The organism is Mesorhizobium sp. M0514 (assembly GCF_040321145.1).
Taxonomy (GTDB): Bacteria; Pseudomonadota; Alphaproteobacteria; order Rhizobiales; family Rhizobiaceae; genus Mesorhizobium.
In genome coordinates this window covers 65,246-80,078 of the sequence record NZ_JAMYQZ010000019.1, presented here as the reverse complement: position 1 = coordinate 80,078, position 14,833 = coordinate 65,246, and the positions used below count along the sequence as shown (strand labels likewise).

At 57.9% G+C, this 14,833-nt stretch carries 5 protein-coding genes and 1 pseudogene; 3 read left to right on the top strand and 3 right to left on the bottom strand.

The features are described 5' to 3' along the window. Nucleotides 1-331, top strand: a pseudogene (locus NKI61_RS10800) (transposase); the annotation flags it as partial. A 130-nt stretch (nt 332-461) separates the two neighbouring features. Here NKI61_RS10800 and NKI61_RS10795 read toward each other — a convergent pair. From NKI61_RS10795 to NKI61_RS10785, 3 genes are all read right to left on the bottom strand, one after another. Beyond that, nucleotides 462-3,746 (bottom strand): hypothetical protein, encoded by a 3,285-nt coding sequence (locus tag NKI61_RS10795; protein ID WP_352839424.1) that lies wholly within the window; start codon nt 3,744-3,746, stop codon nt 462-464. Between the two features lie 3 nt (nt 3,747-3,749). Then, entirely contained in the window at nt 3,750-9,497 is a 5,748-nt protein-coding gene (locus tag NKI61_RS10790) for a hypothetical protein (RefSeq protein WP_352839421.1), read from the bottom strand. A gap of 513 nt (nt 9,498-10,010) precedes the next feature. Then, nucleotides 10,011-12,065 carry an SIR2 family protein gene (locus NKI61_RS10785; RefSeq protein ID WP_352839418.1) on the bottom strand — a complete coding sequence of 685 codons (2,055 nt, stop codon included), beginning with the start codon at nt 12,063-12,065 and terminating at the stop codon, nt 10,011-10,013. Between the two features lie 247 nt (nt 12,066-12,312). Here NKI61_RS10785 and yhhA point away from each other — a divergent pair, with 247 nt between their 5' ends. Continuing rightward, nucleotides 12,313-12,693: a YhhA family cyclophane-containing RiPP gene (gene yhhA / locus NKI61_RS10780; RefSeq protein ID WP_352839415.1), complete on the top strand. Its 381-nt coding sequence runs from the start codon at nt 12,313-12,315 to the stop codon at nt 12,691-12,693. Beyond that, on the top strand, nt 12,690-14,831 hold the full coding sequence (yhhB, locus tag NKI61_RS10775) for a cyclophane-forming radical SAM/SPASM peptide maturase YhhB (RefSeq protein WP_352839412.1): 2,142 nt from the start codon (nt 12,690-12,692) through the stop codon (nt 14,829-14,831). Before yhhA ends, yhhB begins: the two co-directional genes overlap by 4 nt. Nucleotides 14,832-14,833: the final 2 nt, after the last annotated feature.

Below are 14,833 nucleotides of genomic sequence, written 5' to 3'. Positions count from 1 at the left end.
CTTACCTCATCCTCGATGCGCGCTACGAGAAGGTGCGTGAAGCCGGTGTTGTCATGAGCCAGGCGGTGCTGATCGCGGTCGGTATCGACTGGGACGGAAGGCGCCAGATCCTGGCCGTGGAGATGGCCAATCGCGAGAGCCGCTCGGCCTGGAGGGACTTCCTCGTCGGCCTCAAGGCGCGCGGCTCAAGGGCGTCGAGTTGGTTGTGTCTGACGATCACGCCGGCCTGGTGGCAGCGATCGGCGAGGTGATTCCCGAAGCCGCCTGGCAACGCTGCTACGTGCACTTCCTCAGGAACGCGCTCGACCATCTGCCGAGGAAGCACGGCGACACGCCTGCATTCGGCTTTTCCTGCACCAGCCGCAGGCACGACCGCTACCTTCAAGATAGCATCGTTGCTCAGCCGAGTCAGCGCCCGGGACGCGGTGGCAGGTTAACGAAGCGCGTTGTTGAGCTGGTGGCTACCACTCTGTGCGCAAAATAAGCGACGCACCGCGCTTTGCTGGATCGGTGGCGGAAAGTCGTATGAACTTAGCTGGTGAAGCCTTGTCGATCGACACGTGGATCGGCCTCTCGTCGGCAGCATATGACGCCGCCGCTAATGCGCTTGCTAGCTGCAGGCCCTTGCTAACGAAATCGCCATATGACACCGGCCCCACGCGGTCGAGCTCATTCCCATGCTCGTCCAGAGAACTCATCATGATCGCGCTCTCCGCGTAGCCCGGAACCTCCTGTTCGAAGAGCCCGGTCGGCTTCACTGTCCATATCCGGTCGTCTGGCGGCGGTCCTGCCACCAGCGTCGGCGGGGTGGCAGGAATCATAGGCACTGTCACAATTTCGGATCGGCGACTAGCTATGTCCTGATTTGGATCGGACCCGATGGCATCCAACCCGACGGTGTCGACACAGAAGCAATGCGGCAGCCAGCTTTGCGGTGGCTGCAGCATAAAGATGCGTTTTTCGGAAAACGGAAGCCGGCCAATAATCGAGTCAATGTCGTCGATGTATCGACGGGCATCTTTGATGCTTAATTCGGCGACTGGCTCAAGCCGGTGAAGAATCTCATCCGAATCCGCTATGTCCGGGTTTGAGTCCCAGAAGAATCGGATCCCGCGCCGTTCGCCCTGCCGGTCCAATCCCACAATGGCGACGCAAAGGCCTACGAGAGAAAGCACGCCGTCCGGATCATAGGTGATGATTTGCAACGCCGGCTGGGAGACCTTTAACGGCACCGGCACCGCGATGGCGTAAAGGTTGGAGAGTCCCTGCTGGTCAAACTTCGCGCTCATCATCCCGGAGCGCGAAGTCGCGGTAAACATCACAAACTCGAGGCCCGTTTGTGTTCCGGGAACGTCCAGTTCATAGCCCTTGTCGACCAAGGTTGTATTAGCCGCGAGAAAGAGGCCGACAAACCTTTGCGCAAACCTGGGGTCGCTTAGTTGGGTCCCCACGATGTTCTGAACAAGGCGCACCCGGACCTGCATATTGGTCTCGCGTCTCACCGCGTCGAACAGGGTAGCTGCCTTGTCAGCGTCCTGGCCGGCCAAAGCGAGGTCGAGCACAGCGGATTCACCGGCGCGCCAAGCCATGTACCCGAGAAGATCGGTTGCGACCGTTACAGCCGGTCCATGCAAATAGGCCCGGGCGACATTGGCACCATTGGGACGGCTTGACCAACTGAGGCTCCAGTGCGAGCCCTCGAGCGTCGGCGGGCGCGGATCGTCCAGCCTGGCGATGGTGCGTGCCTTGTCTTTCGAACGACGATCTTCGGTCTTACCACTGACCGCCTCCCATGCATCCGCGGTTAGCGCCACGAAACGCGTTGGCGATGCGTTAAAGATTACCGAGGTCGGTCCCAGTGGCATCGTCAGCGCATAGGTCCTCGGATCGGGGTCGTTGATACCAGCCAGCTGGACCAGATCGTCTGGATCAGCTGGAGGAGGATCAATCGCGCCCACCTCCGCCCCGTCCGGCTGTTCCCCGGACAAGCCGGGATTTCCGTGCGAGTCAAAGACGATCGAGACATAACGAACCTTGTTCTCTCCTGGCAATTCCAAACCGGAGATAGGAAGCGAGGACTTGAGACCGGGATCCTTGCCGTCACTGACAGCAATCAAACCAAGGCGGAAATCGCTCGGGGTGCGGATCGACCAGTCCCACATGATGGTGGTGGAGAGATACGCCTGGCCACTGGCGGCGTATGCGAGGTTGCTGGGTCCGAAAGTTGGCGCCTGGACGGGCCAGGGATCGAGCCGGCAGATAGGCTCGTCCCGCTTTGGCCAGCGACCAAAAATGTCGCGGGGATAGACACCAAGAGTTACGTTTGCCGGCATTGTGAAGGGCAGTTCAACGGGGCCGACCCGCAGGTATGGCCCGCCATGCGATAAAATGTCCGACTCATCGCTGTTCGGAAAATAGGCCTTGATTGCCCCCGAGGCGTCCTCAATGAAGAAGTTCTCGCTTCCAGCCACCTGTTCGACAAAAAAGGTGTCGAGCTGGGAGGGGGCATCGACCACGAGGCACGCGTCGCAACTTGCCGCCCCGTCGCGTATCCGGGGTGGACGTTGTTCTGTCGCTTCGGCGGTGATCGTCGGTTCAGCGCCCAGAATGAGCCGGGCGAACTGAACTGATTTCCTGACATTCGCAGCGTAACGATTGCCTTGAGCACTGCCTGTATCCACAAAGCCCCTCAAAGCGTGGAATGTAGTGATCCGGACGACGGGAAAAGGCAGCGCTTGCTGCCCTATGATCCAGTCGAAGATCTCGTCCCTGTTGCCGAGGTAGGGAAACTGCTGACCCACGCCAAAACTGACTGCCTGCCCCAAGGACACTGCTTCGATCGGACCCATTAGGGCAATAGCTTGCCACATAGCGCTAGGACAGACCTCAAAATTTGCATCGATCGTGCCAGGTACGGGCTGAGTATACGTCCACGCGGGATCTGCCAGGATATTCGCGAAGTCTGCCGGGATACGCTGCACGAACTCCTGCTGCAGAACGAGACTGGCGACGGTGTGCGGATCAGCTTGGTGCACTTCGCTGGTAAGTCGCGCGGATTGGGGTGCATTCCCGTTTGCCCGGGCGAGCGCGTCAGCTTTCAGCCGCATATCAAGCGACCACTGCTGATCGCCCTTGGCCCCAAGATATCCCTGATCGTCGTAGCAGGTTATCCCGGGTAGGCAGGGACCGACTTCGGCCATTGAGCGTAACGGCAGTTCTGCGTTTTCTGAAAATCCGACTATTAGCACCTGCTGAAGATTGACGCGGGCCGTTGCCTTCGCACCGAAAATACCCGGGCCAAACAGCAGCACCTTTGAATTATGCGAAACCAGCTGTCGCGTTTCAGGGATTTCGTCGCCCGAGGCGTCAATGGCGAATATCTGACAGTCAGTGTCCAACGCGTTTCCGTACGCCAACACACATAAGAGGCCATTGATATACGCCCCAGGTACATGTTGGAGCAGATTTGCCTCAAATCCTGTCGAGGCTTCGATCTGGATATTGCCTACCGTGACTGCATGGCCACCCAAAGAAAACGGCTTCTGGGTCGCGTCAACAACAGCTGGCGCTACCGGCATGCCGAGTGCTGGCTCAGTACTCCAGCAGACGCTGACCATCTCCGATGGGTTGGAAGGGAACGGGGCGCCGAGTTCAGCGCCCGGATCGATCTGGTTGCCGGGCTTGTTGACGAACTCATCCCGCTGGTAGCGGAACAACCCCATGCGGGCCTGCAGGTTGGGAGCCATGCTTCACCTAGACGCGAGAGACTGGCGCGCACCGAGCGCAATGTCTCCGATTGAGAAATGCGCGGTGGCGAGCGGTCGGGGAATACGATCGACTTCGCGGTCGGAGAATTTGACCGTCACAGCTTCTCCGGGTTTGCGGTCAAGCCGGGCAAAAAGGGCAAAGCCGCTTGCCGACACGACGATGTCGGTCAAACCCGATGATCCACTCAAATCGATCGACTGCATAAGCATGTCGCTCAGGTCTGCGACGTAGTCTTGCCCCTGGGCCTTCTTGATCGAGGCTGCCCGCGTCCGCCTTACCAGCGGCTCGTTGCTTTCCAGAATGATGCCAGTCGCTTCCATCGTGCCCTGATCCTCTTCCCAAAGCACGGTCACCCTGGCGTCCTCCTTGCGGTCGCTCCGTTCGCCAAGCACGCCCGCCACGGAGTCCTCAAAGCTCTTGTCAGGTGAGAGTGCGACACCCGCCTCGACGGGTGTGGGAAACATTTCGAACTTCGGATGCTCCGACGCGTTGCGATGCCGGACGACCGCGCGACCGAACATCTCAAGGTGAGCCGTTAGATTCCGGTGAAGGCCGGTACGGAACGCAATTTTGAGCAAAGGCTCATCGCCTTTGTCGCCCTCGTCGGCAAACTTCCAGCCCTCAGGCTTGGGCGCATCATCAACCACTTCTATCGTGATGGCGTATCCCGACAACGGACGAAGCTTTGACTTGAAACCAATCCAAAGTCCGGCCTCAGGCAAAGAGATGTCGCCGAGACAACTCAGATCTCCTCCCGCTTCAGCCAAGTGCAAGATCGCCTCCTCCAGCGCGGTAGGCAGTGCCGCGACTGACTTTACTTCAAACCCATTCACCGGGTGGACGATGGCCTGAAGCAAGTCTGCAGGGTCGACAGATACACCCGCGTGCCACTTGAGCGTTTCACCTGGATCAAGCACATCATTGCCACCGTCCTCAGTGATCGTGACCCGCAACCGTGCCTTGGCGAACTTCGCCAGCGTCCTGAGCAGATCGTTGGAGCCGAGCACGATGCCGGGGGTGTCGTCGGGATAATGGAAGCGTTCGCCCCCATATGGGAAGGTTGTGATAAGATACGGCGTGATATCCCTAGGCGGCTCGTCGGTCGTTGTGAAACGGTATTCGCGTTGCTGCGGAGGCGTGCCGTCGCCCTCGGCCTGCCAGGCTATATCGAGGCGGTATTCCGTTGCCGGCTCCAACAGTGGAACCTGGGGCTGGTTCAGGAAGTCCAGCAATTCCTTCTGGGCCTTGGCCTTCTCGGCAACGTCGTTGTCAAAGCGAATCTTCTCGGCCAACGGAACCAGCTTGACGCCACCGATCAAAAGCGTCAGCGGCTCAGCAAGCACAACATCGGCGTCAAATCGCACCGTCAGGCTCACCGGCGGACCAGCCAGCTTTTTTGCATCAACCTGAAGGCTAACCAGCTCGAAAGACATCTTCTGGAAGGTCGGTTCGTTCTGGGCATCCACGAAAGCTTCCGCGTTGTCCCTCCAGTTTTCCTCGTGTAAATGAAACTTTCTGCCGTCGCCGTCGCCTAGTTGTGTGCGTTTTGCCTCAGGAGACGTGAGCCAATAGACTACCGAGGTTCCGCTCGCGTCCGTGAACTCGAACTCGACCCTGGACTCAAGCCCAAAGAGCCGATGCGCAATTAAGAACTCGACCGGCTCGTCAGCGTAAATGCCGCCATGGAATACGACGGCCGAGCTCAGGCGACCCTCGGGCATCCAACGGGACATGAGCTTGAGATAGGTGAAGCGTGCATTGGTGCTGGCGTTCGTTCTGATCTCGCAGCCCCCGATATACAACGGGAAACCCGGATAGGGGTCATTGGAAGAGTTGGCGCCCGCCCGCTTCATCAGTCGGACGTCCTCAGGCGTGGCGCCGCTAGTTCCGACTTTCTGAATGATCTTCGCGTTCGGCAGGAGTGCTGGCAAGGTCCATTCGCCATCAACGCCGGTTCCCGCCTGCGAAGAAGCCCACTCAAAAACACACGGTTGCGGCGCAACAGATGGATCGCAAATGCCGCCCAAAATCGCCTTCACCCAAGTGTCGAGATCCGCCGGCGACGTCACTGCGTTAGAGATGGCCAGTGGGTTGCGCGTGAGCAAGGCAAGCTGCCGGGGGATCGGTTGACCGCCTTTTTGCGACTGCGGCTGCGTCCACCAGCGGCCCGGAGTATTCACGTAGTCGACGTCGACGAAGCCTCCGGTGGTATTGCGCTTCAGCGTCACGGCATCGAGCCGGTACCGCCCCACGCGACTTCCGAGGTGGAATTGGGTTTCACTTTGATCCGGGTTGCCGACACTACCCGCAAATCCTTGCGGATGGAAACCGATCCTTGGAGGAATGGGCATCTTCAGCGCAAGGACAGCATCAAGCGAAACGTCCGTTGAACCATTGCCGCCTTTGTAGATTTCCAGTTTAGCGACCTCTCCGTCGAAGTTGCCGGTCGCTCCTTGCCCCCGAAGGGCGACCCGCGCCCCCGAGAGAACCACAACCCCTTCCACAATCGGCTCGAATGGTGAGTTTTCGGTGATGGTCGACCCGACATGGAGCGACACGCAGCCGGAAATCTTGACGAAGAGCAGCTTGACGCGACCGCATATCCGACCGCTGACGTAAAGCTGCGTCGTGCCGTCCGGCTTGCGCAGATATTGCAGCTCGAACGTCCCCGACGCTCCGATTGAGACAATGAACAAACGCAGCTCACCTGAGAGGCTGGCGTATCCGTATGCAAACAGCGATTTGGCGATCGACACAAACAGCTGATTGCTGAGGTCGACCCGCAGATAGAGACTCCCACCGCCGATCTGCACGTGCGCAGCCGCCCCGATGGCGAGCGCGGTCCCCGGCAGATCCCTGGGTCCGCCGGGAACGGGGGCGTGGGCGATCATGTCGCCGGCAACCATGAAGTAGCCGGACGCGGACAGGCTCACCACGCTCAAGATATCGAGCTTGGCTTTGATCGGATTGTCGAAGTGCCCCAGGTACATGTGCCAGTGCGCCAGATTCCGTAGTGCAAAGAAGATTTCGATCGGGGCGTGGAAGCTGAAGAACTTCTGAAAGCTGACATCCGCCAGTATCCCGAGTGTCAGTTCCTCGCGCTCCAGATCCACTTTGATCAGTCCGAGGAAGCCCGTCGTCAGCTTGTCAGCAATGTCCTTGTTGAGTTTCGGAATCTTGAGGATGTTGAGCTTCGAAAAGATAAGAATGCTGGGGCCCGGCACTTCGAGTACGAGCATGGAGTTAAGGTTGACCACGAACTCGCTTATCTGGAGACCAAGCCCGACGCCGATGCCGAACGCCCAGTGGTCGTATTTGGGGCCCCAAAGAGTCTTGCTCTTCGGCACTTCTACTGAGCGGACAACGTCTCCACCGGCGCGGCTCAGCCAATCCAGCGCCGGCGGCACGGCCGGGGGACTTGGCTGCTCGAGGCGTACAAAGTGCATCGCGTATAGCGCGCTGATGGATTTCAGGCCAAGTCCGGAACTCGCAAGCGGAATCATGGTGGCGAATTCGACTTCGCCGGTCGCAAGAACGGCGGTCGTTTCATCACCGCTTGCGGTATCGACCTTCGTTACGCGGGCCCCTGCATAAAAGCGCATTCCAATTGCGGTTATCGTCAGGTCCAAAGAACCCGCGATCACCTTTTTTACGCCCGATTTGTCGATGACGAAACTGCCCGATCCCTCCAGCACCCCAGGTAGTTTGACTGAAACCTTCGAGGGATAGGATTCCAGCCGCAGTCCTGTGTTGTCCGTTAGGTCAATTGCGAAGGCAAAATCCCCTGCGGTGATGATCCCCAGATTACCGGACAGCGCAAGCCGCAGAACGAGTTCCTTGCGGGGAGCATGCCTGATCGTCACTTCGGTTAGCTTGAGCAGCTTGCCGACAGGCCCCAGATCCCACAAACCCGGGTCGGCAAGGGAGAGGTCGCGCAATCCGCTGGGCACCTGGACCCATCTGAAGGCATCGGGACCCGCGACCACGATGCCGGTCCCATCAATCCGGGTCGTGACGTACTGCGAGGTAATGTTGGCTTCGTTGAGATCAACTCGATAATCGACCTCGTAGTCAAACAAGAGCGCCGTGTCGGTCTTGCCCTCCGGGCCACCGTTTATGGAAGCAGGCTGCGCCTGCAGCCGGATGCCGACGACCCGGATCTCCTCAACCTCAATAGTGTTGCGAAAGAACCAACCCAGCCCAGCCACGACATAGAGCTGACCCATCGAGCCGCTCTGGATGTCGGCGAAGTAGCCACGCAGATTGGCGTTGGGCGGAATCCCCTTTGCCTGCGTGTCAATCGATCCCGAGCTTGCGACGATCGGCGCCATCGTGATGGCAACGGCGAGCGAGTTGAATACGCCCGGGTCAATCGCGACCGGCTCGCTTGAATTGATCCGGGCGAGGATCCGATCGTCGGCACCAAGAAGCTCGCAGCCGATGACGTTGGCTTCCTGCTTGTCGCCCGCTTTGTCGGTCCAGCTTTCGAAACTCAGCGTTAGCCTTACTTCACGGCCGGCCAGCCAGGTGTACGGAAAATCAAGGTCTTTACGGAACTTGGCCGCTAGCGCGAGCCTTGTTGGTTCGCCGTGTGCAAGGGCGGCGCCCAAGTGTAGGTCAGACAGGAGCGCCAGATAGGAACTGTCGTCAGTGGGCTTGATGCCGGCGTCGAACGAAACGAACCAGTCCGCCGAGCTTTTCAGGTCATGACCTGATCCGAACGACCATGCACTCACGCCCATCTCAAGTACGATGTCCTTGGCGTGGCCGACATTGTTGTCGCTCAACCAGTGGACCTCGAGACCGCTCAAAAGAACACCGCGGAAGTCCCCGGTGACGCCAAACTGCTTCCTGGCGTTCTGATAAAGCTCCCATTCAGCCTTCTCGGCGTTCGATGCTCCATTCCCTGGCTTCGTAGGAGCCCTCATCACGAGAACTATGTTTTCGTCGGCAGCGCGGGGGAGGCAAATGCCAAATCCTCCAGACGGCCGTAAGAGAGCGTTGAACGTTGCAGAAACCTCGGAGGAGAACAGGCTGACCGTGGTCAGCTCGATATCGGGCGGCAGTTCGCCTCCCGGTCTGCCAACCACAAATCCGAAATTGTCGGTGGTAATCTTTGCCAACTTGTCGATGGCCCAAGTCATCGTCAGGTCGATCCGTCCCAACATCGTGTCAGGAGCATATGGACGATAGTTGGGGATCGCTTGGTTGAGCGCCTGGGGGGAGAGGCCCGCCTTGAGCGCATTGAAGCGGTTATCCGGATCATCGGTTGGGTCCGCCAGCACCACGACGCCAACAGGCGCGACAGATTGGGTAAGCGAAACGAACTTGCCGGCATCATCCACCGAAGCCGGCTTGAACATCTCGTTTGAAAGGATCGCGCGAGGGTTTAGAAGGTTCAGCCGGAGCGCGACCTCTCCGATTTCTCCTCCGGAGAGATGGGCTGTCAACGTATACGGACAGGTCCCAGAAAGGTCTTTCGATATGCCCTTTGCGGCGCTCTCCAGATGTCCAAAACGGATCGGCAGAACAGTAGTATTGACCGGCGGATCCAGCACGCCTGTGACGGCCCTAGTCCCGTCCGAGCTATCGGCCTCGAGCATAGCTAGCATATCGGGCTTTCCAGCCTCAAATGCGCGCTTATACAGATCGGGAAGCCAGCCAATACCCGCTGTGATGAAACTCGGACGAAAATCGTCAAATTGCCCAGGCGGGCCGGCTGCAGCCACGGCGCCCTCTTGTGGAAAGAAGCTCAACTTCGCAATACTTTATCATGCACTAATATTCGCGGCCGTGCAAGCATATTTGATTTTGCCCTGCAAAGTTGTTTGGTAGCCCAATTCCTTGACTGAGCTTTTGAGCCTTTGCGAAGGGCATCCTCGACCCGGAGCGATGGCCGATGCCCTTCAGGTTCGTTGTGACAGCCGACTATTCCGCGTAGTAGAATGAAACATCGGCGCGGAGGCGGCGGCCCGGGACTGGGGCGCCTTGATGAGTGCTTCAGTAAGTTGCACCAATGCGGATCCGGGCACCCCAGCCTCCGTGGCGAGCGCGCGCAATTCGGCCGGAGGTGCCAGACAGAAAGTTCGAAAAGGTTCCAGGAACCCCAGTCGATCGCGAATTGTAGAACTACCTGACGGCCGGTTTTGGGCCGAGACCAGATCGGCAGCTTCGGGGCTGCGAATCCGCTACAGCTGACATTATGGTTGGTGTCGACATCGTCCCAAACTGATCTGACGCGGTTATATTTCGAGCTCGGAGCGGATGCGACGCAATTCTCCTTCGATCAGAATCGCGGCCTCGGTATCTTTGAGAATTAGGTAGAGTTTCTCCGCCTCTTCATAAGTCCACATGGCAGCCTGAAGTGCTTCGCTTTCGTCTATATCGCGAAGGCCACCGAGATAAAGCCTGGCAGACTCTTGATATAGATCTGCGGCACGATGGTAACTGTCCCTAGCCTCGTCCGGCGCGTCGTGTTGGATCAATTCTGCCAACCCACGGAAAGCCACCGCCAGGTTCCTCACGACGCCAGCCGACCACGATTCAGGAGCGACTGCCCGCTGCGAAACGTCCTCCAGGATATCTATCGCTCTCTGATAATCGGCCTCTGACTTACTTTGCCGGGCGCGCATGCACAGCAGAATCCCCAGCCGCTCTTCGGCAGCCAATTTTTGACGCGATTGTGAGCCTCCGGTCAAAACCGTGAGCGCCCGGTCCAAAATTTCGATAGCGGCCGTAAGGTCATTAACCGCGGCACCTTCATCTCCCTGCTCAGCAACCGACTCTGCAAACCCCAATGCGGATTCGATCCAGTCCGATCGCGCAAGCGTTGGATTGATCTCCTCAGTCGCGGCGCGGAATGTTTCCATGGCTCGGCGGAAGGCCTCTTTCGACTGGACACCATTTTGGTTCCCAGGCGCTTCTGCAAGATCAAAGAGGGTCTGTGCCAAAATTGTGCGTGCCTTCCCGTCATCGGCCCCGCCAGCTTCAAAGAACGCCGCCCAAGCCTTCACACTCGCAGCCAGCAGATCAGATGCCTTTGCGGTGCTGCCTAGGCGACCAAGACTGATCGCACGTAATCTGGCAGCATCGGGGTCGGTTGATGCCATCGCTTCTGTCACACCTAGTACAACGCTGGTGTCCCGTCCGCCGAGGCTGTCAATCGTTGCCTGTTCAAGGATCATGTCCTCAGCGCTTGGAGCTGACGCGCTGCGCAAACGTCCGATCCCAAGCCCGAAGTCGCGTTTTAGGCGTGCAATTACCGGATCTGTCGGATCGGCGATGAGTTGTTTTCGGCTGTCGAGCACGGCTAATGGGTCGGTCATCCAACCGGGTGCGCCAAATCCAAGACCCCGGACCAGTTGTGCAAAGAACTTGTCAGCGTCTTGGTTCAGAATCGCGAACTTGTTTCGTCCTGCCAACATTTTCCTGACGCGAGGATTCAACGCTTCAATTGAATCCTCAAACAAGACCCAGAACACCATCAGATTTGGGATCGCCGCACAGGCCCGTTCCAAGAGGGTGACAACACCGCCCTCTTCGCTGCCCGAATAACCAACTACAACCAGCAGCTCAGCGTCTTTGAGGCCAAACATTGTGCCCTGCATGGACAGGGCGTCTTGAGTGGCGAACGTATCCCCCACACTGTTTCTCAACTCATAGGTATACATCGATCCGTGCAGGTGGACGACTTGCGGATGGTCTGGGAGTGAGGCAACACGGCTAAGCGCGGACAGACCATCAGCCACCACAGGTATCATCCCCGCTAGGATAATGCCTTGGAGCACGAGCTGATCAAAGTTGGTGGTCAGGACGGTATGGGCATAGTGGCAACGCACCAACTCACCAAGGCAAATGTGGGCCCAATTTACCTTGCCCTCACTGCGATCGATCGCTGCCTTGATGATTGCACGCTGTTTGTTATCTGATCGAAAAAATTGCTCAAACAAATAGCCGTATAGCCGTCCCCAATTGGGGTTTCCCATATCAAAATTGGGTAGCAGCCTGGCTATATCCGTGAGATATTCCCGCTCATCGAGCCATATCAGAGCGCGTGCCGGGTCCAGCGTCTCCATTTCAGGCGCGCTTTGAAGTTTTGCCAACTCGCGCGTCAAATCCTTCGCTATTTCGCTGGCCATAGGTATGCCGGCAGATCGCGAACATCCTGCGCCCACCAAAAAAACCGCTCCTGTGCAGCGCTGCCCGTCTCCCCACTCGCATCCCGATTTTGCGATCTTAAGCTGAATACTCAGCTCTCTCACGCTCACAGGAACGGGACCGTCGAGTGGTGCAGACATCGAATCCATCCTGGGTATCACCTAGATCGATCGCCAATATTGAATACGGTTGAGTTGTACAAAAAATTTCGGCGATGTCTCCAATGTGTCGGAAAAAAATCATCCAAGACAGCTAAGATCGTCGCATGTTAAGCAAGCTTTATCTCTTATGAAATTCAAAACAGACATGTATATCGGCCACTGAAAGGAAGCTCTCGATAATCTTTGCAGTGCACTTCACAGGGTAATCCCCAATGGCGCAGGCTCTATGACGACTACGATTATCCTGCATCGGTCTACCCCCAACATTATTGGAGTTTTTATTTTCGGGAGCCGATTTCAATACAACCCATGGCTTGCGCATTCGAATCCCTTGGCCTCAGTCGCCAAATTGAAATCTAGTAGCGTATGCGCTTCCGCATGCTATAATCGGGTCGTCAAAAAATTGGAGTTACAAATGCCAAATCTAAAGCAACAGGCATCCACCCCTTCAGCCGCGCCGAATCGTGACGTGCGCACGGCGCTTTTGAAGGGCCGTCTGGCCAACCCCGCTCTGCAGCGACTGCAGGGCCGCGTCTTGTCCCAGGCAGAACCAAGCGACGTCATCACAAGCTATGACAGGATGCATCACCGCCACAGCCGGTCATGACAGTTCGCGAGGCACCTCCCCGGATTACATCATTCCTGGTTAAGGTTGCCTCGCGCTGCAATCTCGACTGCGATTATTGCTACGTCTACCACCATGCGGATCAGTCTTGGCGCTCGATGCCGAAGCTGCTCTCCGTTGGCGATCGTAGTGCTTTTGTGGAAAGGCTGTCGACTTACTTGGCTGAAGAATCGATAAAGCGCTGCACAGTTATCTTTCACGGCGGCGAACCTTTGCTTGCCGGAGTCGAGACACTCGTAGCCTTCGCGGGCCAGATCCGCGCCGCGACACCATCGGCGGTCGATATCGGACTGCAGACAAACGGCCTTTTATTGACCGAAGCGGCACTTGAGGCATTTGAGGCGTCCGATATCAGCATTTCGCTCAGCCTGGATGGGCCAAAATACGCCAATGATAAGCATCGGAACTCAAAGAGGGGCCGTTCAAGTTTCGAGCGTGTCCAAGATTCGCTGGTGCGTCTCAAGAGCCATCCCAAGATCTTTGCAGGCGTCATCGCCGTCGTTGATCCCACAACGCCCGCGGAAGACCTGCTGGCGTTCTTCGCCTCGCATGCGGTTCCCAAGCTGGATTTTCTCTTGCCGGATGCGCACCATGTGCGTCAGCCAGCTGGCCGCAGCGAACAACCTGATCTGTATGAAGCCTGGCTGTGCCATGCCTTTGATGTCTGGCTTGATCACTACCCGCAGCTGTCCGTGCGAACGTTCGAGGCGCTGCTTGACGCAGTCGCGGGTCTGCCGTCCACCACCGACGCTTTTGGCCTCGGCGACGTAAGCCTCATCGGCATCGAGACCGATGGCAGCTACCACGACCTAGACGTGCTGAAGGTCACAAAGGACGGTGCAACGAAAATCGGCGGGACTGTGGCCGACACTGAGATTTCATCAATCGCTTCATCCGCCCACTTGGCCGTGCACAGACAGTTGCTCAGCAGGCCGGGTCTCAGCGTGACCTGTCAGGAATGTGCGATCGTCGATATTTGCGGTGGCGGTTCACTGCCGCACCGGTACGGCGCGAACGGCTTCGACAACCCAACAGTCTATTGCGGGGAAATGACTGCTCTCGTCGCCCACATCAAGGGACGACTCGAGGGTCTATTGGAGGGCGGCGCGAGACCGGCCGAGACACTACCGGACGCCTTCCGGTTTGACCACTACGAAGCGGCCGAGCTCGGCGCTGCGGAGATGACGCTCCTGTGCGAAGCATCGCGCAATGTTCTGACAAGTGAGCTTCTGGAAGCAGCTAGCTTTTTGCCTCCCGACGAATTTCAAAAGGTCGCCAACCTCGGCGAAACCGAGCCCGAGCGATTGGCCGAGCTTTGCCAGCAGCCAGGAGCGGTTGCCTGGCAAAGGACGCTTGCCTCTCAGAACTTGGGGCGGCTGGTGCATACGGTGGACGGACAACCGTTGTCGGCTGACCCCGCTTACCTTGATGACTTGCTAGGCCGGTCCGAAGGCGACATGACGTCCTTGGCCGTCGCCAGCGAGGATTCCTGGCTGCGCAAACCGTTCGGCGATGCCATCTATTTCGAAACAGCGGCTTTTGCAACGCAGGCGCGGTCGGTGGTAGAGGAGGCGTTGCGGATTGTCGAAACGTGGCGCCCAGCTTTGGCAAACGAGATACGCATGGCCTGCCGCGCCGTCCAATTCGTTCGCGATCCCTTGGCCCATCCTGAGAAGATCGTGTCTTTCAGCGACAACACCGTGCCAGGGGCGCTTTATGTGTCAGTATGGCAGGGCGACCGGTTGATTGATCCCTATGATCTGGCCGATTCCTTAATTCACGAGCATCGCCACCAGAAGCTCTACCTGCTCGAACGCATTTCGCCCACCGTCGAACCGACTGACATGCGAGTGGTCTCCCCTTGGCGCGAAGATTTGCGGCCACCTTCCGGACTGCTGCATGCGGTCTTTGTGTTCGTCGAACTGCGCCGATTTTGGCAGTTCGTGCTGCGCAATGGGCCATCGCGACTCCACAATCGCGCGGTCAACCAGATCAGGAGCACCGACGAGCACCTTGCAGAGGCCTTTGAGACGCTTTTGAGCTGCCCGCTTACTAAGACAGGACGCTCTTTGACCGAGGTTCTCAAGAAAGCCTCAAAGTCGGCACTAGAGGCAGCGTGACA